This is a genomic window from Congregibacter sp. (assembly GCF_965662665.1).
Lineage (GTDB): Bacteria > Pseudomonadota > Gammaproteobacteria > Pseudomonadales > Halieaceae > Congregibacter.
In genome coordinates this window covers 1-22,175 of sequence record NZ_CBFIIF010000007.1, presented here as the reverse complement: position 1 = coordinate 22,175, position 22,175 = coordinate 1, and the positions used below count along the sequence as shown (strand labels likewise).

General features: G+C 56.1%; 23 protein-coding genes. 10 read left to right on the top strand and 13 right to left on the bottom strand.

The annotated features are described in order from the left end of the window. Positions 1-71 precede the first annotated feature (71 nt). Positions 72-839, top strand: a complete 768-nt coding sequence (locus tag ACTG39_RS04595) for an SDR family NAD(P)-dependent oxidoreductase (protein WP_439106359.1) — start codon at positions 72-74, stop codon at positions 837-839. A gap of 23 nt (positions 840-862) precedes the next feature. Here ACTG39_RS04595 and rapA read toward each other — a convergent pair whose 3' ends face one another. After that, positions 863-3,604, bottom strand: coding sequence for an RNA polymerase-associated protein RapA (rapA, locus tag ACTG39_RS04590; RefSeq protein ID WP_439106358.1), 2,742 nt, complete (start codon positions 3,602-3,604; stop codon positions 863-865). Next, positions 3,604-4,431: a TatD family hydrolase gene (locus tag ACTG39_RS04585; protein ID WP_439106357.1), complete on the bottom strand. Its 828-nt coding sequence runs from the start codon at positions 4,429-4,431 to the stop codon at positions 3,604-3,606. The genes rapA and ACTG39_RS04585 overlap by 1 nt, the downstream gene beginning before the upstream one ends. 189 nt (positions 4,432-4,620) lie before the next feature. On the opposite strand from ACTG39_RS04585, the gene ACTG39_RS04580 reads away from it, so the two are divergent. After that, positions 4,621-5,766, top strand: coding sequence for a hypothetical protein (locus tag ACTG39_RS04580; protein ID WP_439106356.1), 1,146 nt, complete (start codon positions 4,621-4,623; stop codon positions 5,764-5,766). Positions 5,767-5,853: 87 nt separating this feature from the next. On the opposite strand, the gene ACTG39_RS04575 is transcribed toward ACTG39_RS04580, so the two are convergent. From ACTG39_RS04575 to ACTG39_RS04550, 6 genes are all read right to left on the bottom strand, one after another. Beyond that, the gene (locus ACTG39_RS04575) at positions 5,854-6,468 is read right to left on the bottom strand and encodes a class I SAM-dependent methyltransferase (RefSeq protein ID WP_439106355.1); all 615 of its coding nucleotides are present in this window, start codon (positions 6,466-6,468) and stop codon (positions 5,854-5,856) included. Positions 6,469-6,470: 2 nt separating this feature from the next. Further along, complete coding sequence (locus ACTG39_RS04570; RefSeq protein ID WP_439106354.1) at positions 6,471-6,974, bottom strand: cold-shock protein; 504 nt, start codon at positions 6,972-6,974, stop codon at positions 6,471-6,473. 44 nt (positions 6,975-7,018) lie between these two features. Continuing rightward, positions 7,019-7,231 carry a cold-shock protein gene (locus ACTG39_RS04565; protein WP_439106353.1) on the bottom strand — a complete coding sequence of 71 codons (213 nt, stop codon included), beginning with the start codon at positions 7,229-7,231 and terminating at the stop codon, positions 7,019-7,021. A 45-nt stretch (positions 7,232-7,276) separates the two neighbouring features. Next, the gene (locus ACTG39_RS04560) at positions 7,277-10,042 is read right to left on the bottom strand and encodes a valine--tRNA ligase (protein ID WP_439106352.1); all 2,766 of its coding nucleotides are present in this window, start codon (positions 10,040-10,042) and stop codon (positions 7,277-7,279) included. Between the two features lie 128 nt (positions 10,043-10,170). Beyond that, on the bottom strand, positions 10,171-10,599 hold the full coding sequence (locus ACTG39_RS04555) for a DNA polymerase III subunit chi (RefSeq protein WP_439106351.1): 429 nt from the start codon (positions 10,597-10,599) through the stop codon (positions 10,171-10,173). Then, the gene (locus tag ACTG39_RS04550) at positions 10,596-12,089 is read right to left on the bottom strand and encodes a leucyl aminopeptidase (protein ID WP_439106350.1); all 1,494 of its coding nucleotides are present in this window, start codon (positions 12,087-12,089) and stop codon (positions 10,596-10,598) included. The genes ACTG39_RS04555 and ACTG39_RS04550 overlap by 4 nt, the downstream gene beginning before the upstream one ends. Positions 12,090-12,189: 100 nt before the next feature. Between ACTG39_RS04550 and lptF the strand changes: the two genes are divergently transcribed. Together lptF and lptG are read left to right on the top strand one after the other, a co-directional pair. Beyond that, positions 12,190-13,278: an LPS export ABC transporter permease LptF gene (gene lptF / locus ACTG39_RS04545; protein WP_439106349.1), complete on the top strand. Its 1,089-nt coding sequence runs from the start codon at positions 12,190-12,192 to the stop codon at positions 13,276-13,278. Next, on the top strand, positions 13,279-14,337 hold the full coding sequence (lptG, locus tag ACTG39_RS04540) for an LPS export ABC transporter permease LptG (protein WP_439106348.1): 1,059 nt from the start codon (positions 13,279-13,281) through the stop codon (positions 14,335-14,337). Positions 14,338-14,354: 17 nt separating this feature from the next. Here the strand turns inward: lptG and ACTG39_RS04535 are convergent, their stop codons facing one another. Together ACTG39_RS04535 and ACTG39_RS04530 are read right to left on the bottom strand one after the other, a co-directional pair. Continuing rightward, the gene (locus ACTG39_RS04535; RefSeq protein WP_439106347.1) at positions 14,355-14,822 is read right to left on the bottom strand and encodes an RDD family protein; all 468 of its coding nucleotides are present in this window, start codon (positions 14,820-14,822) and stop codon (positions 14,355-14,357) included. Between the two features lie 8 nt (positions 14,823-14,830). After that, the gene (locus ACTG39_RS04530) at positions 14,831-15,628 is read right to left on the bottom strand and encodes a hypothetical protein (protein ID WP_439106346.1); all 798 of its coding nucleotides are present in this window, start codon (positions 15,626-15,628) and stop codon (positions 14,831-14,833) included. A 105-nt stretch (positions 15,629-15,733) separates the two neighbouring features. Here ACTG39_RS04530 and ACTG39_RS04525 point away from each other — a divergent pair, with 105 nt between their 5' ends. Genes ACTG39_RS04525 through ACTG39_RS04510 form a run of 4 tightly spaced genes read left to right on the top strand, consistent with a single transcriptional unit; the run spans position 15,734 to position 19,114 of the window. Next, a complete protein-coding gene (locus ACTG39_RS04525) occupies positions 15,734-16,066 on the top strand; it encodes a BolA family protein (protein ID WP_439106345.1) in 333 nt (110 codons plus the stop codon). After that, positions 16,066-17,013 (top strand): oxygen-dependent tRNA uridine(34) hydroxylase TrhO, encoded by a 948-nt coding sequence (gene trhO / locus ACTG39_RS04520; protein WP_439106344.1) that lies wholly within the window; start codon positions 16,066-16,068, stop codon positions 17,011-17,013. Before ACTG39_RS04525 ends, trhO begins: the two co-directional genes overlap by 1 nt. Before the next feature lies 1 nt (position 17,014). After that, the gene (locus ACTG39_RS04515) at positions 17,015-18,652 is read left to right on the top strand and encodes a 5-guanidino-2-oxopentanoate decarboxylase (RefSeq protein ID WP_439106343.1); all 1,638 of its coding nucleotides are present in this window, start codon (positions 17,015-17,017) and stop codon (positions 18,650-18,652) included. Positions 18,653-18,682: 30 nt separating this feature from the next. Further along, complete coding sequence (locus ACTG39_RS04510) at positions 18,683-19,114, top strand: hypothetical protein (protein WP_439106342.1); 432 nt, start codon at positions 18,683-18,685, stop codon at positions 19,112-19,114. A 13-nt stretch (positions 19,115-19,127) separates the two neighbouring features. Here the strand turns inward: ACTG39_RS04510 and ACTG39_RS04505 are convergent, their stop codons facing one another. Then, on the bottom strand, positions 19,128-19,733 hold the full coding sequence (locus ACTG39_RS04505) for a trypsin-like serine peptidase (RefSeq protein WP_439106341.1): 606 nt from the start codon (positions 19,731-19,733) through the stop codon (positions 19,128-19,130). A gap of 311 nt (positions 19,734-20,044) precedes the next feature. Here ACTG39_RS04505 and ACTG39_RS04500 point away from each other — a divergent pair, with 311 nt between their 5' ends. Then, on the top strand, positions 20,045-20,749 hold the full coding sequence (locus tag ACTG39_RS04500; protein ID WP_439106340.1) for an OmpW/AlkL family protein: 705 nt from the start codon (positions 20,045-20,047) through the stop codon (positions 20,747-20,749). Positions 20,750-20,923: 174 nt separating this feature from the next. Beyond that, entirely contained in the window at positions 20,924-21,127 is a 204-nt protein-coding gene (locus ACTG39_RS04495; RefSeq protein WP_439106339.1) for a hypothetical protein, read from the top strand. Here ACTG39_RS04495 and ACTG39_RS04490 read toward each other — a convergent pair. Both ACTG39_RS04490 and ccoS read right to left on the bottom strand, forming a co-directional pair. After that, positions 21,124-21,864, bottom strand: a complete 741-nt coding sequence (locus tag ACTG39_RS04490) for a sulfite exporter TauE/SafE family protein (protein WP_439106338.1) — start codon at positions 21,862-21,864, stop codon at positions 21,124-21,126. The genes ACTG39_RS04495 and ACTG39_RS04490 overlap by 4 nt on opposite strands. Beyond that, positions 21,857-22,036 (bottom strand): cbb3-type cytochrome oxidase assembly protein CcoS, encoded by a 180-nt coding sequence (gene ccoS, locus ACTG39_RS04485; RefSeq protein WP_439106337.1) that lies wholly within the window; start codon positions 22,034-22,036, stop codon positions 21,857-21,859. Before ccoS ends, ACTG39_RS04490 begins: the two co-directional genes overlap by 8 nt. Positions 22,037-22,175: the final 139 nt, after the last annotated feature.

The window sequence follows — 22,175 nt, the reverse complement described above, 5'->3', positions numbered from 1 at the left end:
GGTAACAGTGAGTACCGTTGAAGAAGTTCAACCAGAGCAACCGCAACCGCAAGCACAGGAACTCCTCGGCAATGAAAGATCTCTTTAATCTTCAGGGAAAGGTGGCAGTCGTCACGGGTGGGTCTCGGGGCATCGGTGCCATGATCGCTCAGGGTCTGGTGGAGAACGGTGTAAAAACCTACATCACAGCGCGCCGCGCAGAGGAGCTACAGGCAACGGCCGAGGAACTCTCGGCCTTGGGTGAGTGCATCGCGATAGCGGGTAATCTGGCAGACTCCGATGGTGTTAAGGCCTTTGCGGACGAATTGCTCGCCCGAGAGCCCAAAATCGATATTCTGGTTAATAACGCGGGTGCCTCCTGGGGAGCTCCAGGGGATGAGTTTCCCGAAAGTGGCTGGGATAAAGTCATGGATCTCAACGTCAAGTCAGTGTTCTTTCTCACTCAGGCACTGCTGATGCCTTTGCGCGCTGCCGCCAGCGACGAGGATCCATCACGAGTGATTAACATCGGGTCCATCAACGGACTCTCCTATGCGGCTCTCCAGAACTATTCCTATGCGGCGAGCAAGGCGGCGGTTCACCATCTCACGCGGCAGCTTGCGATCGATCTGGCGCCTGGCAATGTCAACGTAAACGCCATCGCCCCCGGATTTTTTCCGAGCAAGATGACGGCGCATATGTTGGAGCACGAAGCGGAGTTCAGTAAGGCGATCCCCCGGCGCCGGATTGGTACGCCGGAAGACGCGGCGGGATCTGCTATTTATCTCTGCTCCCGGGCGGCCGCGTTTGTCACGGGCCACGTACTCGTCCTTGATGGTGGGCAGGACGTTTCTTCCTAGGAAAATCGGCGCGCAGACGCGCCTTACTGCGTAATCACCAAGCGCACGCCCTGTAGCGTCGCTCGAGCTGTACCCAGGGAAGCTAAGCCAGCTGCCAGGCGATCACGCAGGTTCTCGATCTCTTCTTCGCGAATAGCCGGGTTTACCTTTCGCAGGGAGCTGAGGCGGGCGATTTCGTCTTCAAGTTGCTCACTGTACTGCGCGGATGCCTCTGCCTGACGGGACTCCAGCTCACTCGCAAAACGCTGTTCGGCATCGTCGATACGTGTTTCGATTTCTTCCCGAAGTTGTTTCACGACTTTACTTACTGTCCCTCGTGGTAATTTTTCCACGCGCGCATTCAGGCGCTCGTGCGTTAACAGCTGACTCAGGTCTCGTCCATTGGCATCTAACAGCAGTCGCTTGGGTGCCAGTGGTAGATAACGATGCAAACCCAGCGACCTGGGGGCGCTGAGCGATACGGTGAACAGTAGCTCGTAGAGACGCGATCCACCGGGAACACCTTTGAGGGTCATGGCGCCGACGCTTGCCTGCCCCAGAGCGCTCCCGAGGACAGTGCTCATGGCACTCTCTATCCAGGGGTGCTCCCAGCCCAGGAAAATCCAGTCCTCGCGCTGCAGGGCCTGGTCCCGAGAGACAGTGACCGTGCATCCATCTTCGGGAACCTCCGGAAAAACCTCCAGGGACTCCTGTTCGCCGCGACGAAGGATGCTGCTGTTCTCACTGTGCTCTTCATGTTCCACGCCGGTAACATCACAGAGTTGTTCGAGATAGGTGCTCAATATCTCCGGGTCTTCAATGTCGCTAATTGCTGTGCTCAGCGCTGTGCCTTCCTCCGCATTGCAGGAGCTGCGTTCCAGTAGTTTGTCTCGTCCTTCGCTGAGTTCTTTACGCGTGCGCGTTGTGAACAGTGCGGTCTCTGCCAACAGCGCGTCAAAACCCGCGCTTTGATGGATAAGTTGCTCGTCGAGCGCGGTCCTGAACTCATTCAGAATCATGTCGCCGGCAGAGCAGCTCGCTCTGAATAAGTCGATACCCTCGTGGTACCAGCGCATCAGTGTTTCCTGAGCGCTGCCCTCAATATAGGGGACATGAATAAAAATACGATCTCTTTGGCCGATGCGGTCAAGACGTCCTATGCGTTGTTCCAGCTGGTCCGGATGCTCCGGGAGATCAAAGAGGATGAGGTGTTGAGCGAACTGAAAGTTGCGTCCCTCACCGCCGATCTCCGAACAGATCAGTGCCTGAGCTCCCTGCTCCTGCTCGGCGAAGTAGGCTGCCGCACGGTCCCGCTCCACGAGGCTTAACTGCTCATGGAAGGCTGCCGAGCGAATGCCCGCTCGCAGTTGCAGATAACTCTCCAGGGCCAGTGCGGTTTCTGCTTTGGCGCAAATGACCAGAACCTTCTCTGGCCGCAGTGACTTAAGCTGGCTTACCAGCCAGGCTACCCGTGGATCTTCCTGCAGCCACTGCTCTGTATCGATGTGCAAGTCCGGATAGAGATTTTTATACACCGGGTTGTCATTGGCGGGAAGCGGGTGCGGGAGCATTTCTCGGTTCGGGAAGCCACCAACACTCGCTCGCGCGTTGCGAAACAGCACTCGACCTGTTCCATAGCGATCCAGAAGCGCCGCTATCTGCCGTTCCGGTGACGCACTGGGATCAATGTCTGACGGCAATCCCTCTGCGAGCTCGCCGCGATCCAGTGCATCGATTATCAAGCTCCAACGTTTGTACTGCGATTCCTCGTCTGCAAAGCTTGAGTAGTCGTGAAAGCGCTCGGGATCCAATAGCGCCAGGCGCGCAAAGTGCGCCTCCTGACCCACTTGCTCCGGCGTGGCGGTGAGTAGCAGCAAACCGGGAACCTGGGCGGCCATGCTCTGGAGAAACGCGAATTCCTCGCTGACAGACTCAGCACTCCAGGCTAATCGATGTACCTCATCAACGATGAGCATGTCCCACTCAGCGTCGAGTGCCAGAGCTCTCGCATTGGCGTCCAGGAACAGCGTTGTAGAACACAGGACCAGCTGCTCCTCATCGAAGGGATTTAAGCCTTCGTCGGCCTCGATGAGACGGGACTCATCGAACAACGCAAAGTTCAGGTTAAATCGCCGACGCATTTCTACCAGCCACTGGAACTGCAGTGACTCGGGAACCATGATAAGCACTCGACGGCTGTCACCACTGAGCAGCTGTCGATGAAGGATCATGCCGGCTTCTATGGTTTTGCCCAAGCCAACTTCATCTGCCAGAAGCACCCTTGGCGCATGACGTTTTCCAACTTCATTGGCGACGTACAGCTGGTGCGGCAGTAGGGCGGTGCGTGTTCCCAGCAGTCCACGGAGGCCGCTCTGCTGGAGTCTGTGAATGTGCTCGCAGGTGGCCATGCGCAGAGCGAATGCCGCATGGCTATCATATTGGCTGGCTAATAGACGCTGCCGGGGGGTTGCGAGATCGATGTGATCATCCATATCAAGCTCGGCCAGCAATTCCCGCTGGCCCTCGCCGGCAACCTCGTAAATGAGGAGATTCTGCTCTTCGTGTACGGCGAGCACCTGCAGTTTGCGACCATCTCGCGTCTGCAATGCGTCTCCTTCGCGAAGCCTTACCCGGGTTAGCGGCGCATTTTCTGTAGCGTAGGTGCGCTCTTCCTCGACCGCGGGAAAGTGGACGCTCACGCGTCTTCCGTCCAGTTCGACAATGATACCGAGTCCAAGTTCGCTATCTGCGTGACTCAGCCAACGCTGCCCAATGGCATAACTCATTAGGCGATCGCCTCTGCTGACCTTGAGAAAAACAGACGTTCGCTGTTGACGTAGCACTGCCTCAATAAATCGTCGATGGGAAGATCTTTGATCTCAGCCACCTTCTCGGCGACAAAAGGTATATAGCGCGGGCCATTACTCCGTCCCCGGTAGGGAACCGGAGTGAGGTAGGGCGCATCGGTCTCAAGCAGGAGTTGCTTCACGGGAGTTATCGCTACAGCTTCCCTGACGTTGTCAGCTCGATTAAAGGTGACCATGCCATTAAAGCCAAGCATAAAGTTTGCATCCAGAGCGAATTCAGCGAGGGAAAGTCCCGAGCTAAAACTGTGGATGACGCCGCGCTTGGGGAGGCTTTCCAGGTGCTCAGCCAATATCGACTGCATATCGTCATCTGCGTCACGGCTGTGAATAACAACGGGTAAATCGCAGTCTGCGGCAATAGCCAGCTGATCCGCGAACACTCGACGCTGAACCGCGCGATCCGCGTGATCGTAGTAATAATCCAGGCCAATCTCGCCGATGGCGACAACCTTTGTGCTGGAAGCGAAGTCACGAATACGGTTGCCAACCTCGACGGAGTAGGCTTCCGCTTCGTGGGGGTGCACTCCCTGAGTACAGAACACACGATCTTCGCGCTGAGCGATAGCCCTCACTGTATCGAGATTATCGGGACTGACAGCAATGGTGATGATTCTTTCCACGCCTACGTCCCGGGCGCTTTGCAGCTCATCGGCCAGGGCATCAGCTTCAAGGTAGTCAAGATGGCAGTGGGTTTCGATTATCGGGTGTGCGAAGCGAGGGATTTCCCGGCGTTGTTTTTTGCTCATGAGGTTTCAAAAGGTGTGTCGGGCATAAAGTTCCGTCATTATATCCACTCTATGCGTCTATTACCGTCAGTCGTCCTTGCCCAGCTTTTACTCATCTCCGCCTCGGTGTGGGGAGCCGGCGAGCCATACGGAAAGTATTTCGTACAGGAAGGGCAATTTTGGCCCCAGGAGGCGCCTTCAGAAGCCAGCTTGGCGATACAGCCACTCGAAAGCGCTGAAGCCCAGGAGCTGATTCGAGCGCTCAGTGAGCGACTTGTCGAACAGGAGTATCGAGACGGGCCCTATGCCATGAGTCTCGCAGAAACCCTCGATGAGCTTGCGCGTGCTCAGGATGCCGCGGGTGCTGTGGAGCTTGCCAGACGCAGCCGAGCGAGGGCGCTGCACTTGATTCGTGTGAATGAGGGGCTCTATAGCACAGCGCAGCGCCCCCTGATTTGGGCAATGTTGGAGAGCTTGCGCCGAGAAGGAGACTTCGAAACCCTTGATGAACGCTACGATTATTTTTTCCGGCTTTATGGTTCAGGGCAGCCGCCCTGGGACGGTTTGCGCTGGAGCGCGACACTGGAGTACCTCCGCTGGCAGCGGGAGGCGCTCAGATTGCGACTGGACAGAGATCCAATGCAACGTTTGCTCCGTTTACACGCCCTGCACGAAGACACCCTTGAAACCTTGGTCTCTCAAGTTGGAGGTGTGGATTTTAGGCTCCTCGCGGATGCGACCTTCAGTCAGGTAAAAACTCTGTATCTGATTGAGGACCTGATTCAGCCGCAACCTGTTTTCCGTGAGCGATCAAACGGATTTCCTGGTTCTGAAGATCCACGAAACTTTAATCTGCAGCAGGAGCGTTTGGAGAATCTACAGCGCTCGCTGCGAGGCGCGGGCAGAACGCTTTTAACGGACTTGTTAGCGGTGATTCCCGGCGACGAACATCGTTTGCGTGCACAGGCCCTGCTTGCCTTGGCAGATTGGCTTCAATGGCATGGATCGTCCAGAGAAGCTCGCGATCTGTATGAGCGCATCTGGAGTGAGCTTCACAGTGGGGGCATGCAAGCAGTGGCTGAGCAGTGGTTCTCCGCGCCTGTGCCTCTGCCGGACAACGGCGTCTTCTTGCCGCCGGGTTCGCAGCGGAGCGAGGGTCCCATTGAGGTACGACTAAGCGTGCGGGAGGATGGTCGGGCCTTTGCAGATGTCTCTATGGCCGATAAGCGCTGGCAACGCTCAGCCGTCAGGCTTCAGCGACGCATCGCTGCGACCCGCTACAGACCGGTATTGAAGGACGGCCGAGTAGTTTCCGCCGACGACCTTAGCGTAAGCTATAAGATGTTTGTGCGCTAATTTAGGACTGCTTAGAACTCATTAAAGAGCAAGAGGGGCATCCAGTGCGCATCGCTGCTGATGCACACTAAAGCCCAGAGTGCTTCTCTAATAGTTGTTGATCACGAGAAGCGCACCGCGGGCAGCGAGAGTGCCCTTGGTGTTCCACTCCAATAGTTCACCGCCATGTCGATCCACACAGCGAGCAGCCATCTCATGAAAAGTGGGGCGCTCGGGATCGGCGATGATGATGCGCTTTACACCGGCTTTGATGGCCCGATTGACGAGGTTACTTACGGGGCCGACAAGTTCATCCCAGAAGCAGATATCCGCAGCAATGAGGGTGTCAAAGCCACCGAGAAACTTACCGTTTAGTGCTTCAAAGCGCGCAACGTGGGGCACGGTGCTGACCTTGTTTAGCTCAGCAGTGACGTTCAGGAATGGAAACACGTTGGGATCTGCATCGACGGAAGTCACTGCAGCTCCAAACTTTTTGGCACACCAAATGCCACCAATGCCCCAGCCGCAGCCTACATCCAGTACCCGCTTGGGGGCGGGGTCAGGGTTCTTGTGGAGATAGTCGATAAGCAAGCAACTCGACTTCCAGAGTTTGTTGCCGTGGATAGACGGGGCATCCTGTTCACGCTTTGTGCGTCGGATCTCCGGATGACTGGACGTGGGAAGTACAACGCCTCGAAAGCGGTGTTGTTGAAGAGCTGCCACGGCTAATCCAAAGCCTCAACTTCTTCGGCTTGGGGACCTTTGTCAGTCGTTACGACGCGATATTTTACCGCAGCACCGTCACGGAGGCTTCGGCGACCTTCTCCCACTATGGACCGGTGATGAACAAAGATTTCATCACCGTTGTCGCGAATAATGAATCCGAAGCCTTTGGTGCCATTGAACCACTTTACCGTGCCATTCTCAGCCTCGCCCACCGACCTCTCGACGGCCTTCTTGGCTTTCTTTTCGGGTTTCTTATCGGATTTAGGTTTCTTGTTGGTTTTTGCCTTTGTCGACTTTGCCGGTTTTTCTGCCGCGGGACTATTGCTATTGAGTCCGGCGGGCATGGGTAGTGCGCGGTGACTGAGTACTACCGCCAGCACTGCTGCGATCGCCGCAGCAGGAAAAAGACTGCCGATGGTGTGGCTTTCGTAGAATGTTGTTGCGATGGCTGAAACCGCGAGTGCTGAAAGCAGGGCGATCAGCACTTTGCCTGGAATAGACATGAGACTCCTTAAAGTGAAGGTGGTCGCCCCAGAGAGGCGAGTAACTAAATTTTGGCGACGTCTTCGGCCTGAAGACCTTTGGGGCCTTCGGTCAATGTGAATTCAACGTCCTCGCCTTCGTTCAGGGTGCGAAAACCATCTCCCTGAATCGAGCGAAAATGCACAAAGACATCGCCGTCAAAACTTTCGCCTGTGATAAATCCAAATCCTTTGGCATTGTTGAACCACTTAACAGTGCCGTTAATTCTTTCGCTCATTCGTGCTTCTCCGGTATTACTTTTTTAGCTGACTCTCCGGTCAGTCTATGTGGGAATGTTACCCAACTGCTCTCGTTGCTGTACCAGCTTTTCTAGCGATGCTTGCTGAGACTGCAGCTTTTCTTTTTCTTTCGCGACCACCTCTGCGGGTGCCTTTGCCACGAAGCCTGCATTATTCAGTTTTCCTTCTATGCGTTTCAACTCTCCCTGAAGTTTTTCTATGGCTTTGTCGAGGCGGGCCAGTTCGGCGTCGCGATCTATAAGATCAGCCATCGGCACAAGGATCTCCAGTGTGCCACACAGGCCGGTGGCACTGGCAGGTGCTTCGCCATCCAGCCATTCTATGGTCGCAAGCCCCGCGAGCTGTTTCAGTTGTGGCTCCAGTGCCTCAAGGCGAGCGGGGTCTTCTGAATCGCCTTCGCGCAATAGAACGGGAAGCCGTTTACCGGGAGGGATATTCATCTCTCCTCGAATAGTCCTAGCAGCCAAAGAGAAGCTTTTCAGCCAGTTAATGTCGGCGCTTGCGCTTTCGTCAATAAGGTTTGCGTCGTCTTTTGGAAACTCCTGGAGCATGATAGATGCGCCCGTTGCCCCGGCAAGAGGCGCTACGCTTTGCCAAATCTCTTCGGTGATGAAGGGCATCAAAGGGTGCAGTGCCCGGAGGCTTTGTTCCAGTGTTCGGATCAAGGTTCTGCGTGTGCCCCGGGCAGCGGCGGGATCACTCTCGTCACGCAAGGCTACTTTGGACAATTCGAGATACCAGTCGCAGTATTCATTCCATATAAAGTCGTACAGCGCCTGCGACGCGAGGTCGAAGCGATAGCTGGTGATGGACTGTCTAAATCGCGCAATAGCGCGTTGCAGTTCGCTTTCTATCCAGCGCTCCGAGGTGCCCAGTGTTACCGGCAAGCTCGGGTCTAATCCGCAGTCCTGACCTTCGCAATTCATGAGCACGTAGCGCGCCGCATTCCATATTTTGTTGCAGAAGTTTCGAAAGCCTTCAATCCGGCCGATGTCGAACTTGATATCACGTCCGGTAGCCGCCAGAGAATAAAAAGTGAATCGCAGTGCATCCGTGCCGTAGGCATTAATGCCTTCGGGAAACTGTCGGTTTGTCGCTTCGCGAATCTGCTCGGCCTTCTTGGGTTGCATCAGACCGGAGGTGCGCTTCTCCACCAAGCTCTTAAGATCGATGCCGTCAATAAGATCGATAGGGTCCAGGACGTTGCCCTTCGATTTGGACATCTTCTGCCCTTCGGCATCGCGCACCAGCCCGTGCACATAGACTTGTTTGAAAGGCACCTCTCCACGAAGATGCAGCGTCATCATGATCATGCGCGCGACCCAGAAAAAGATGATGTCAAATCCCGTTACGAGAACGCTTGTGGGGTGATAGCGCTGGAGCATTTCCGTGTCTTCGGGCCAGCCAAGAGTGCTGAAAGTCCACAAGGCTGATGAGAACCAGGTATCCAGGACATCCTCGTCCTGATGTAGGGGTAATGAGTCATCCAGCCCGTGCTCTGCGCGAACGCTTGCCTCATCAGTCCCAACGTAAATGTTGCCCTGGGTATCGAACCAGGCGGGAATGCGGTGGCCCCACCAAAGCTGTCGACTGATGCACCAGTCCTGAATGTCGCGCATCCACGCGAAGTAGGTGTTCTCCCATTGCTTGGGTACAAACTCAATCTGCCCGCTCTCGACCGCATGTATCGCGGGGCCGGCGAGAGCTTTTGCATCCACGTACCACTGCTGGGTGAGGTAGGGCTCGACAACGACGCCGCTTCGATCGCCCCGGGGAACTTTAAGAACGTGATCATCGATCTTGTCCAGGAGGCCCAAGTGGCGAAAATCATCCACGATCTTTTCGCGTGCAGTGAAGCGATCCATGCCGCGATAAAACTCGGGCGCGTGTTCATTGATGGCGGCGTCATCATCAAAAATATTCAGTAGTGGCAAGTCGTGGCGCTGCCCAACCTCGTAGTCATTAAAGTCATGGGCGGGCGTGATCTTCACGCAGCCAGTACCAAACTCCGGATCAACATAATCGTCTGCGATAATCGGAATATTGCGGTCGCACAGTGGTAGTTCGATTTCTTTGCCGACCAGGTGCTTGTAGCGTTCGTCGTCCGGATGCACGGCTACCGCTGCATCGCCGAGCATTGTTTCGGGACGAGTGGTAGCGACGGTGAGGTGTCCTGAGCCATCAGCGAGGGGGTAGCGGAAGTGCCAAAGTTTGCCCTGTTCCTCTTCTGAAACGACCTCGAGATCCGAGATGGCTGTGTGCAGCGCCGGATCCCAGTTAACCAGACGTTGACCGCGGTAGATCAGGCCTTCGCGATACAAGCGTATAAATGTCTCCTGCACAGCAGCGGATAGGCCGTCATCCATGGTGAAACGTTCTCGTGACCAGTCAGGAGAAGCGCCCAGACGACGAAGCTGCTGTGTGATAGTGCCACCGGAGTTGGCTTTCCAGTCCCAAACTTTTTCTATGAAAGCGTCTCTGCCCATTTCGTGCCGGTCTTTACCTTCGGCTACGAGCTGACGCTCCACTATCATTTGCGTGGCAATGCCCGCGTGGTCTGTTCCGACCTGCCAGAGCGTGTCATAGCCAACCATGCGGTGATAGCGCACGAGGGCATCAATGATGGTTTCCTGAAAACCATGTCCCATGTGCAGGCTGCCCGTGACGTTGGGAGGAGGGATCATGATGGAGTAGGGCTCGTCGCCACCTCGCGGGGCGAAGTAGCCCGCTTCTTCCCAGCTCTTGTACCAGCGTTGCTCCAGTTCAGCGGGTTGAAATGTTTTGTCCATAGTTAACGTGTTCGTCTCACAGGAGGTTAAAGCGCAGACCTAGGAGGTGCTGCGGCTTGAGCGTATGTTGGCGTGTCGAGGGCGCTTGAGAACTTGCAAATACAGGTACATCTTAAAACGGTGGAGAATTATACGCTGGGGAGCCGATGTTCTTCCAATGCATAACCTCGCTCGCGATAGTGTCTCCAGGAGTGACGCAGGGCTTCCAGTCTGGCGGGCTCCTGATTGACGAGCTCTGCCACACGCTGAAACCTGCCAATAAACTCTGGTACGGAGCTTTGCAGATTGATAAGCAGGTCGTCGTGGCCTTTGGGCTCCTGTCCCCAACCTATGCAGATTTGCTCCTCGGCGTCATCGCAGCTCAGTGCATGGGGGAGAAAACTCGCGGGACGGAACGTCCAGAGCAGCTCATCGAGCTGCCTGGCCTGTTCCTCGTTTTCACTGTTGATAAAAATCCGATGCCCCTGTTTATGTGCCTTTTCCGTCAGGCGAAGCGCCAAACGCGTCCGACTGTCGGCATCGGTGTTTTCAACAATGTAAAAGCCGACGCGGGTCAACCGCCGGCCGCTCTGTCACAAAGGTATTGCGTGAGCAGGCCTACGGGACGTCCCGTAGCGCCTTTTGGCGCTGAGTCCCAGGCCGATCCTGCAATGTCCAGGTGTGCCCACTGGTACTTGGTGGCAAAGCGCGACAGGAAGCATGCAGCAGTGACGCTTCCGCCCCCTGGGCCTCCAATGTTGCCCATGTCCGCAAAATTACTGTCGAGCTGTCGCTGGTAGTCGTCCCAAAGTGGCATGCGCCAGGCGCGATCGTGGCTGGTGGTACCCGCATCCAGTAACTGTGCAGCAAGACTCTCGTCGTTCGCATAGAGGCCGGAGGCGTGACTTCCCAAAGCAACGACGCAGGCTCCGGTGAGTGTGGCTATGTCAACGACGCTTGCGGGCTTGAAACGCTCCGCGTAGGTCAGCGCATCACAGAGAACCAAGCGACCCTCGGCGTCGGTATTAAGTATTTCGATGGTTATTCCAGCCATTGATGTGACGACGTCGCCGGGCTTGGTGGCAGTCCCGCTGGGCATGTTTTCTGCCGCTGCGATGATCGCCACGATATTCAGTGGCAGTCCCATGGCCATTACAGCCTGCATGGTGCCCAGCACACTGGCAGCACCGCCCATATCGAATTTCATCTCATCCATCTTGGCACCAGGCTTTAGGGAGATGCCGCCACTATCAAAGGTGATTCCCTTACCGACTAACACGTGTGGAGCATCGCCGCGTTTACCGCCGTTGTATTCCATCACGATGAGCTTGGCCGGGGTTGCGGTGCCTGCTGTCACGGAGAGTAAGGAGTGCATACCCAGGTCAGCCATAGCCTTCTCGTTGAGCACTTTGCAGCTGGCCTTTTCATGACCTCGGGCTAATCTGCGTGCCTCTTTGGCAAGGTGTTCAGGGGTGCAGTAGTTTGCGGGAGTATTGGCCAGCTCCCGCGCAAGATTGATACCTGCGCCCGCGTCAGCTCCACGCTTGAGAGCGGACTTTGCGCGGCGGCTTAGCGCACTATCTGCGCACAACAGAGCAAAGCGGTTGAGAGTAGGCGCCTCTTTTGGCTTGGATAGCGTTAGCGCGTAGCGATAGCCGTGATACACGAGATCCGTTGCCAGGCGTTGGCAAAGCCAATCCCAGTCGCCATTATTGACTTTCAAAGCCCCAAGATGCATCTGTGCGTCGCCCGCTTTGCTGGCGAGAAGGGCGCGAGCCAGGGATCGGCTCATCTTGAGATAGTCGTCTTTACCCAGTTTTCCATCGCCCACGCCAACGAGCAGAATCCGCTGGGCCATTCCCGGGCAGTGCAACAGCTGAGTTTCACCAACGGCACCGTTAAACTCGCCTGCCTTCAGCGCAGCTCCCAGTACACCGGCACTGTCCTTCGCGAGGGCGCGGCCGGCATCGTTAAGCTTGAGAGCGCTGCCAACCGGCAGGATTGCACATGCCGTGCGCTTGCCCGAGACTTTTTGTGGATCGCTGGTAGAAAAACGAAGTGCTGCCATGGTATTTCTCTCTAAAAGATCAGAGGCGCTAGTGTAAGATGAACAGCGTGCAAACTGAACTCTCCAGACACTCTATTCTTTCGCCGGGACGGGCTGTCCGGTGAGATTGCGCGGCTATCTGGCCAGTGACGTCCTGGGGCACACCCTGGCGGTGAGTTCGGTCTTATTGGCGATCATTCTTACCGGCCGCTTTGTGAAGTATCTCGCAGAAGCGGCATCGGGAAAGCTTGCAGCAGAAATTCTTTTGCCGGTTATGTTTTATCGCCTCCCCGGATTTTTAGAACTACTTCTCCCCTTAGGCTTGTTTATCGGCATTTTGATGTCCTATGGCCGCCTATATGTGGAGAGTGAGATGGTCATTCTCAGTGCCTGTGGTGTTGGTCCCGCAAAGTTGGCGCGCTTTACCCTTGCACCGGCGCTGCTGGTGATGCTGGTTGTGGCCAGCTTGTCGCTCTTTGTAACGCCGCAGGGCGTAGCGCGGACAGAGGCACTACTGAATGCGCCCCAGGCGCTCCAGGGTTTGCAACTCCTTGCCGCGGGTCGCTTTCAGCCTCGAGGGGATGAGGGTGCCGTGACCTATGCAGGTGATATCGACCCGGACGCCGGAGCTCTTAAGCAAGTCTTTTTGTACTCTCCCGGAGACTCCGACAGTGCTTCCGACGTGGCGGGAGTAACCGTCGCGCAAAGCGGTTCGGTAGTTGTCGATGAAACGACAGGTGCGCGTTATCTGGAGCTCAGTGATGGCTATCGATTCAGCGGCACCCCCGGGAGAGCCGACTATCGCGTTGTGCAGTTTGAGCAGTTCGGACAGCTGCTCCCTGACCGGCCCTCGCTGGCACGCAGCGAGCCGGTTGATGCCAAGTCCACACTGGAGCTTTTAGACTCGCAGAATGCGGAGGACACAGCCGCCTTGCACTGGCGAATCTCCGTCGCGCTTATGGTTCCGATTGTGGCGCTGCTTGCGCTGAGCCTGAGTAAGACCAACCACCGCCGCGGGCGGTATATCAAGCTGGCGCCTGCACTCTTACTGCATCTTGGCTACCTTTTCGCGCTCGCCAGTATCCGAACGAGTGTCGCGGAGGGTGATGCGGCGGTGAGCCAGATTTATCTTTTGCATCTTGGTTTCTTTGCTCTCGCCTTGGCGATGCTATTCGGCCCTGATCGCATCAGACGCCTGCGGGGCTCCTGAGTGCGAAAGCTTAATCGTTATGTAGCGCGCACCGTCTGGTTGTCGATCTTGCTCGTTTTACTGGTGATCGTAGGGATCGATGGTTTGTCGGCGTTCATTGATGAATCCGATAGCCGCAGCGCCAGCTATGGCTTTGCCGAAATCGGTCGCTACGTGATGTTGACGATGCCGCGTCGCGTCTACGAATTTATCCCCTTTGCGGCTTTGATTGGCGCCCTTATCGGGCTGGGCCAGTTGGCATCCACAAGTGAGTTGGTGGTGATGCGTGCGGCGGGCATTTCCAATAGCCGTTTGGCCTGGATGGTGCTCAAGCAGGCGGCACTCATCGCCATTCTGGGCTTTCTTCTGGGCGAATATGTCGCGCCAGCAGCGGAGCAGCAAGCGCAGAGTGGTCGAGCCCTTGCCCGCTACGCCGGTAAGCAGGTTGATACCGGGAAGGGTATCTGGAGGCGCGATGGTGCGGTGTTTTTGCATGTGCAGGCCGTATCTGGTGATAACGAAGTCTTTGGTGTGACGGTTTATGAGTTTGAGACCGGTGGCTGGATGCGCCGGGCGATGTTTGCAGATAGTGGTCGTTATGAGGAGCAAGGCTGGGTTCTGAACGATGTTGTAAGCAGCGAGTTTTCGAAAGATGGCGTCACAAAAGGACGTGAGTCCGAGATTTTTGTCCCCAGTAATATCACGCCGAAAATACTCTCGCTGGAGAACGTGGCGCCGTCACAGCTGCCCCTCGTCGACCTCATAGACTATTCGGCATTCCTGCGTTCCCAGGGCGAGGATGTCGCTGACTTCGAACTGGCCACCTGGCGCAAGCTGATGCAGCCCGCCGCTGTAGCGGCTCTGGTGTTGATTGCGATTTCCTTTGTTTTTGGTCCGCTGAGGGATGGCACTCTGGGGTTCAGGATTTTCGCCGGTGTGATGGTGGGGATACTGTTTCAGCTAAGCCAGGACTTGTTGGGGCCAGCGAGCCTGGTGTTTGGCTTTCCGCCGCTTTATGCGGCACTCGCGCCGGTTCTGGCTTGCGTGCTCGTGGGTCTGTATCTGCTTCGCCGGGCCTAAACGGAGTCGCTTAAGGCTTATTCTTCGGCTGTTTTGTTTTTCTTTGATTTTTTCGGCAGTAAGACGAGCTCGGTTCCTGAAAGATAATCATGCCAGCAGCGCTTGCGTTTATCGAAGATACACCACCAATAACCCATGCCCAGGCAAACCGCTGATAGCAGTGCTGAGACGCAGCGCGTTACGACTCGACCAAAGGTCATTTCATTGCCAGGCATCGCTACAAGCTTTATTCGCCAGGCTTGCATGCCCAGGGTCTGGCCACTTTTAAGCCAGAAAACGCCAAAAAAACCGATGCAGCTCAGCACAGCAATGGTTTGCACCAACGTGGAGGGAAGCAAACTGTCCGCTGCGCTTCCCAGTAAATGACGGATACCCAGGCCTATGGCAACACAGACCATGATCAATGGCAGCACCAGCAGTGTGTCGTAGACGATGGCGGCGAGACGACGGGGTAGGGCCGGCGCAGGAAGAGCGGGTGTGGTCATAGTCGTGATTAGCTGTCGAAGGGATTCGCCGGGCCATCGAGCTTAAGATGGCTGGTGTCTGGAGCCTGTGCATCACTGACGCTACGCTCGTCTTCGGTGAGTAAATCACTCCCCGACTCCGCCAGATTTAGGTGATCAATATTCACCTGCGTAGCAGGAGAGGTATGCAGGCTGCTATCGACCAGATCCACGCCTGCCGGCGCGAGATCCAGTGATGAGATGTCGGGGGCATCGGGCGCCGTGCTGGTATCGACGGGGCCCATGCGTGCTCCGGGTTCAGCAACGTCATAGTCGGGTGCGGTGACGGCAGGTTCTGCGCCTGTAGTTTCATCGCTAAGTCGATCGCCAGTTTCTCCCAGGGACAAGTGGCTCAGATCTATTGCGACATCTTCCCGAGATGCTCGCTCCTCTGGCCGCAAAACGTCACTGCCTCCGGGAAGTAACTCGAAGGCGCTACCGTCGATTGCTTTGCCGCCGGTATTCGCGGTGTCGGACGCCGCTGCATTGGCGGTAGGAGCCGCGTCCTGAACTGCCGTTGCGCTGTTGCTAGCTACGCTGGCGTTGTCGGCCTTTGTGATAATGGCCTTAGCGCCAGCGGCGCCCAAACTTTTTTGATACTTGAGAGCTGTGGCTTTGTCGCAGTTTCGTTTGATGCGCTGGCGGGTGCCCGAAAACAGGCGTTCGAGAGTCCCTTCGTCGGCATTAAACAAGTCACCCAGCGCCTGGCGTACCGCTTGGGGGTCGTGCCCTTCGAGACACTCTCCAGCGAAGGCGATGTCATAACGCTCGTCAGTTTCAGTAGCCATACGGTGAGTATAGAGCTTCCCCGCGACCTGGGAAATCCTTTCCCGTAGTCGGCTGAAAGACGCGGCCGCCGGGCGTATAATCGCCGGCCTACCGCAGGAGAAGCTATGAGCGTTCAAGAACAGTTGCAGGACCGTCTTAATAAAGCCTTTGCGCCCGACTGGCTCGAACTAGACAACGAAAGTCATCAGCACAGTGTGCCCGCAAATTCCGAAACACACTTTCGCTTGGTGATGTCCTCAGAGGCTTTTTCCGGCAAGCGGGCGGTTGCGCGCCATCAGCTGGTTTACGGGGAGCTCGCCGATTTACTTGCGGGACCGATTCATGCGTTGGCTATGCATCTTTACGACCCGCAGGAATGGCAGGCCAAGACCCACGAGGCGCCTGCTTCACCTAACTGTCTTGGGGGTAGCAAGGCAGAAGCGGAGGACGCGTCCTAATGTCTGTAGTGGTAGGGGCACTGTACAAATTTGTTGTCCTGGAAGATTACGAATCCCTGCGTGAGCCCTTGCTTGAGCAGTGCAGAGAGCATGGACTCAAAGGGACTTTGCTCCTCGCAGAGGAGGGGATTAATGGCACGGTCGCCGGAAGCCGCGAAGCTCTGGATGCTGTTCTTGACTGGTTGCGTGCTGATCCCCGACTCGTGGATCTTGAGCACAAAGAGTCGCTGCACGATGAACAGCCGTTTTTGCGCATGAAAGTGAAGTTGAAGCGAGAGATCGTCACCATGGGAGTTCCTCAGGTTGATCCCAGGCGAGTCGTGGGTACCTATGTCGCGCCGACTGACTGGGACGAAGTCCTTGCGGATCCCGAGGTCACGCTGATCGATACCCGTAACGACTACGAATGCGCTATCGGTAGCTTTCGCGGTGCCGTGGATCCTGAGATAACGACATTCCGCGACTTCCCGGCATGGGTCGCGGAAAATCTTGACCCCGAGAAGAATACGAAAGTAGCGATGTTTTGTACCGGTGGAATCCGCTGTGAAAAAGCGTCTTCGTATCTACTTGAACAGGGTTTCGAGACAGTATTCCATCTAAAGGGCGGGATTTTGAAATACCTCGAAGAGGTGCCGGAGCAGTCCAGCAGTTGGGAGGGAGAGTGCTTTGTATTTGATGACCGTGTGGCTGTTAATCACGCCTTGGAACGGGGGAGTTATGACCAATGCTTCGCCTGCCGCCACCCTGTGAGTCACGAAGACCTGCAATCTCCTGACTACGTAAAAGGAGTTAGCTGCCCTCATTGCATTGCTATCCAGTCGGATGAGCAGCGCGAACGGTTTGCGGAAAGGCAGCACCAGGTAGAGTTGGCGAAAGCCCGTGGTGAACAACACATTGGAGAGGCACCCATGATCCAGCCCCATCCCGAGCAGGCCGAGGGACTATAAATTGAACACACCATCATCGGTGAGTTGCGGGGAACGGCTGGTAGAGCTGCTTGAGGCTTATGGGATTGATACGGTTTTCGGCATTCCCGGGAATCACACCGTGCAGTTATATCGCGGTTTGGGTAACAGTAATATCCGTCACATATCGCCTCGGCATGAGCAGGGCGCGGCATTTATGGCGGACGGGTACGCGAGGGCAAGTGGCAAGGTTGCAGCCTGCTTTTTGATTTCGGGACCCGGTTTGGGTAATGCGATTACCCCTATGATTCAAGCGCTGGCGGATTCGGTGCCCATGTTGGTTGTGACGGCGGTAGCGGCTCGCTCGGAGTTAGGCATGGGGGAGGGGCGTCTGCACGAGGTTCCTGACCAGTCGGCCCTTGCCAGCCAATGCAGTCGCTTCAGTCATACGCTAATGCGCCCCGAGGAGTTACCCAAAGTACTCGCTCGTGCATTTGCCGTGTTCTCAAGCGCTCGACCCGGCCCTGTGCATATCCAGATTCCTCTGGATGTCATCACGCAGGACGCTAGCGACGTTCCCACAGTACCCTGGCCCAAGGTCTTAGCGCCTTGCGCGAGTGCTGCGGGTATTAAGCTGCTTGCGGATCGCTTAAGTAGTGCGAAGCGACCACTATTGTTACTCGGCGGCGGCGCCGTTGGCGCAGCGCAAGAAGCACGGGCGCTCGCTGAAGCGCTGGCTCTGCCCGTGGTGACGACGATAAATGCCAAGGGCTTATTGCCCCGGGGTCATCCCTTACTGGTAGGAGGGAGTCCCAGCCTGAGCGCAGTGCGAGAACTGATTGCCGACTCGGACACGGTACTTGCGGTGGGTACCGAGTTTGGTGAGACCGACTACGACATGCTATTTCTGGGCGATTTGCCGAGTCCTCTCTGGCTGGGGCGGATCGACATTGATCCGGCGCAGCTGTGCCGCAATCAACGACCCGACCTCGCGCTTTGTGGTGATGCCAGGGAAAGCCTTGCTGCATTGCTGGAATTACTTGAGGAAAAAGTATCCCCGGCAGAAGACGGTGCTCAACGAGTCGCGGCGACGCGCGCTAAGCTGGGTAGCGAACCCCATTGGAACACTGAGGTGCAGGCAGTGTTTGACTGCTTGCAAAGCGAGATGCCGGAGCTCTGCTTAGTGGGCGACAGCACGCTGCCCACCTATTACGCCGTTTGGCAGTATGAAGCGTCTGCACCGCGACGGTACTTTCACTCAGCCACAGGCGGGGGCACTCTCGGCTATGCATTGCCAGCTGCCATGGGTGCGCGCAGGGCGCTGCCGGAGGAGGTCCCGGTGCTGGCGCTGATTGGCGATGGCGCGGCGCAGTTTACCTTTATGGAGCTCGCAGCTGCGGTGCAGGAAGATTTGCCGGTTATTGTTTTGCTTTGGAACAACAACGGTTATCGAGAAATTCGCGAGGGTATGTTGGCCAGCGATATTAAGCCGGTGGGCGTCGATATCGACGCTCCCGACTTTGTGGCTGCGGCTTCTGCGCTGGGTTGTCTGGCGCTGCGGGTGGATTCTCTGGAGTCGCTCAAAGCTGCACTGAGGACCGCTCTGGATAGTCGGCGCCCAACGGTGCTGGAGTTGCCGGAGTCGTCTTTTCTTAGCGCCGCAGTCAAGGGCTGGTATTAACTGACGGCGCGCACGCCGGAGAGAGCCAATATGTTCAGTAATGAAGATGGTAATGATGACGGGCACGTAAGCACGTCCGCTGCTTTCCGCCACGTACTTGTTTTCCAGCTAAAGCTTGCAGCCGATGCGCTACGCGACTTCTTGTTGAGTCCCCTGAGCCTTGCAGCTTTTGCTATTGATGTTGTCACCAAGCCAAAAGTCGAAAAGAGTCTTTATCTGCGTTTGATGCTTCTGGGAAGGCGTTCGGATCGTATGATCAATTTGTTTGACGATCACGCTGATAGTGGTGAGCTGACCATAGACCGGGCGGTAGATGAACTAGAGGAAATCGTCAGGGCGGCGCAGGGCGATGGTTCGGCAGGAAAGACTCGCGCTCGCGAACGCGCTGCAAGTCACGGTGGAGAAGATGTCAGTGAAAGCCCTGAGGACGATGTCGCCCATCCCGTGCAGCGTGTGGATTGAACGGCTTTTCTAACTAGGGTAGCCGGACGCTTTTCAGATAGGCGTTGATGTTGGCGCGGAATCTACTCAGAGGCACATAAATGCTCTGGGACTCTCCATCGCCGCGGGAGATCACTCCGAGATACTGACTTTCAGTCCCCCGGGAAAAAACCGCGCCACCCGAAGCGCCCTTTTGCAGGACACAATTACTTCGTGTGTCGCGACCGTCTGAGCCTGTCACCGAGCAGTTAGACGCGGTCTCCAGAATCTTGGTTTGCGATGAGGTTCTCCGGGGAAAGCCTGCCATGAGCAGTGCTTCGGCTGCTTGATCTTTGTGGTCGGCCAGGACAACCGGCGAGGGTAAGGGGGCGTCTAACCGCAAGAGCGCCCAGTCGCTGTGCATGCCTCCGCCACTGCTGATCAGCTGCGCCTTCCTGGTGTCACCACGAGATGTTTCAAAGGTGAGGGGCTTGCTGATGTCGCGATAAAACTCAAGGCAGTGCCAGGCGCTCACAATGAGCGATGAAGATGGTGCGTGCTCTCTGTCGCTAACGAGGGTTGCCGAGCAGTCTTCATCATAGTGGCGGGCATAACCGTTCTCATAACGCTGTCCCGGGACATGGAGTTTGCCTACGCTCAAAAGAACCTTGTCATGGCTAGTCGTTGTTTGCGTGTCTGTAGCACCTGCGCCGCTTGCTCCACATGCAATAGTCAGCACTAGCAATGCAGCATTGTTCAACACTGAGTAACTTCTAGAATTTCTGAAAAGCATGAGCGGTTGCTGGTGTCCCTGTGGTGTTGCGCATGGCTCTAATAAAGCGATGCCAGACGCACTATACACGGCAAAACCATAACCTTGATTGACATCAATGCTTCTATTTCGAAGGACTCTTACCATGGACTCCTACGGTGCTGAAAGGGCATCAATTTCAGGTAGAGGAGTTAGATCATATGAAGAAACAGCTTGTCATTGCGGTCGCCGCGGCAGGAATCAGTCTTGCATCGTTGGGGACCCAGGCCTACGAGCAAGGCGATATTATATTTCGTGCTGGTATCGCGACTGTTGCTCCCAGCGGTGACAGCGATGCAATCGAGTTGCCCACGGATCCACCGACGGTTTTACCCGGCGGTGTAGATGTCGATGACGGGACCTCAGTGAGCCTCATTGCAACCTGGATGATGTCGGATAACTGGGGTGTGGAACTTCTGGCAGCAGCTCCTTTTAAGCACGACATTGATCTTGCCGGCCTGCCAATCGCGGCGGGTTCTACAGAACACTTGCCGCCCACGGTGAGCATTCAGTGGTATCCCCGCGGCGGTATGGAAGGCTGGCAGCCTTATCTGGGCTTGGGTGTGAACTACACGATCTTCTTTAGCGAGGAGGTGGATAGTGAGCTTGGCGCGGTACTGGATGATTTACTTGATGTGACCTCTGCAAAGTTATCGTTGGAGGATTCCGTGGGCTTGGCGGCTCAAGCGGGCGTAGACATCCCCTTGAACGACCAATGGGCCTTGAATGTGGGTGTTTGGTACATTGACATTGGCACGACGGCGGACATCGATGTGACCACCGGGAGCGGTGCGAATGCGACGGTAAGTTTTGATGTGGACATCGATCCCTGGGTTTACAACGTAGGCGTTGCTTACAAGTTCTGATGGTTTGAATGAGGCGGCGTCATGCACGTCGCCCCCCTGTGATTCCCCGCCCTCTGGCGGGGTTTTTTTTGCCTGAGCATCGTAGATTTCTTTGGAGAACCCGAGCACTGCCTGGTGAACATTTCGTGGTAATTTAGGGGTACAAAACGCCACTCATAAACGCTGGAAATCGCTATGAATCTTGTGCCGCTTGGACTCACTGTTTTTCTGGTTCTGTTCGTTATCGGAACCGTCTTTTGGATGAGTACTACTTTAGGGCCTATCCGCAAGAAGCAGGCAATGCGTAAGCAGGCGCGTGAACAGCAGCGTGGAGAGCAGAGTGCAGAGGAAAGTCCAGAGGAAAGTTCAGAGGAGAATACAGAGCGTAACTCCGATTAGTGTTTGGCATGATCCATGGTCGCGTCGCTAGGGATGGCGCTGTCTGTTTGTCCCCGTATCTCGGCCGAGATCGGACGGTTGAGGTGGCTGCCGTGGTTCCAGGTCATTAAAAGCGACCAGATTCCCGAAAGAATCAAAAATATCGCAATCAATAGCTTTAAACCGCGACGCCTGAGAAGTGACTGCGCCTTTGCTGCACCGAAACTGGTGCTGAGCATAGCCGGGAGTGTTCCGGCCCCAAAGGCGAGCATCAAGAGTCCAGAGCGTGCGGCGTCCTGCGCGGTGGCAGACCAGGCCAAAGCGCTATAGATGAGTCCGCAGGGCATTAGCCCCCAGCACAGTCCCAGTAGGTAACCCTGAAACCAATGCCGCACCGGCAGTAGCCGAGAGGACAGGCGTTGCAAGGGTTTCCAGAGCTTTGCGCCAACACTCTCAAGCACGGACATGCCACGCCACCAGTCGGCGATGGACAAACCCATTCCAATGAGCAGAAGCGCTGCCAGGTAGCGCAGGACCATGGTCCATTGGGCCAAATTGATGCTGCCGGCCAGTGCGCCCAGCAGTGCGCCGAGAGCGGCGTAACTACTCAGGCGTCCCGTGTGATAGGCGACGGTAGTTAACGTGCCTCGATTTCCTCCCAGATTGATCGCCGCTGCGATCCCTCCGCACATGCCGAGGCAGTGACCTGCGCCGGCGAGTCCAATGCCGAAGGCAGCAGCTAAATCGGCGTTAATCATCCTCGCTTTTGCTCTCCGGCTTTTCTTCTTCAAAATCCTCGTCAGCCAATATGCGCCAGCTCTCCTTGTCCAGATCATCATATTGCCCGCTGTCGATAGCCCAGAGGAGGAGGCGAACGACGATAACGCAAAAAATGATTGCGACCGGGATGAGGAGATACAGACTTTCCACGCTTAGCGATCCAGAGCTGCGTTCAGACGGCGGAGACGGCTGGAGTTCCCCACAACCAGCAGGGAACTCAAAGACATACCCACCGCCGCTGCCCAGGGCGGTATCCAGCCTAGCGCTGCCAGCGGTATTCCAATTGCGT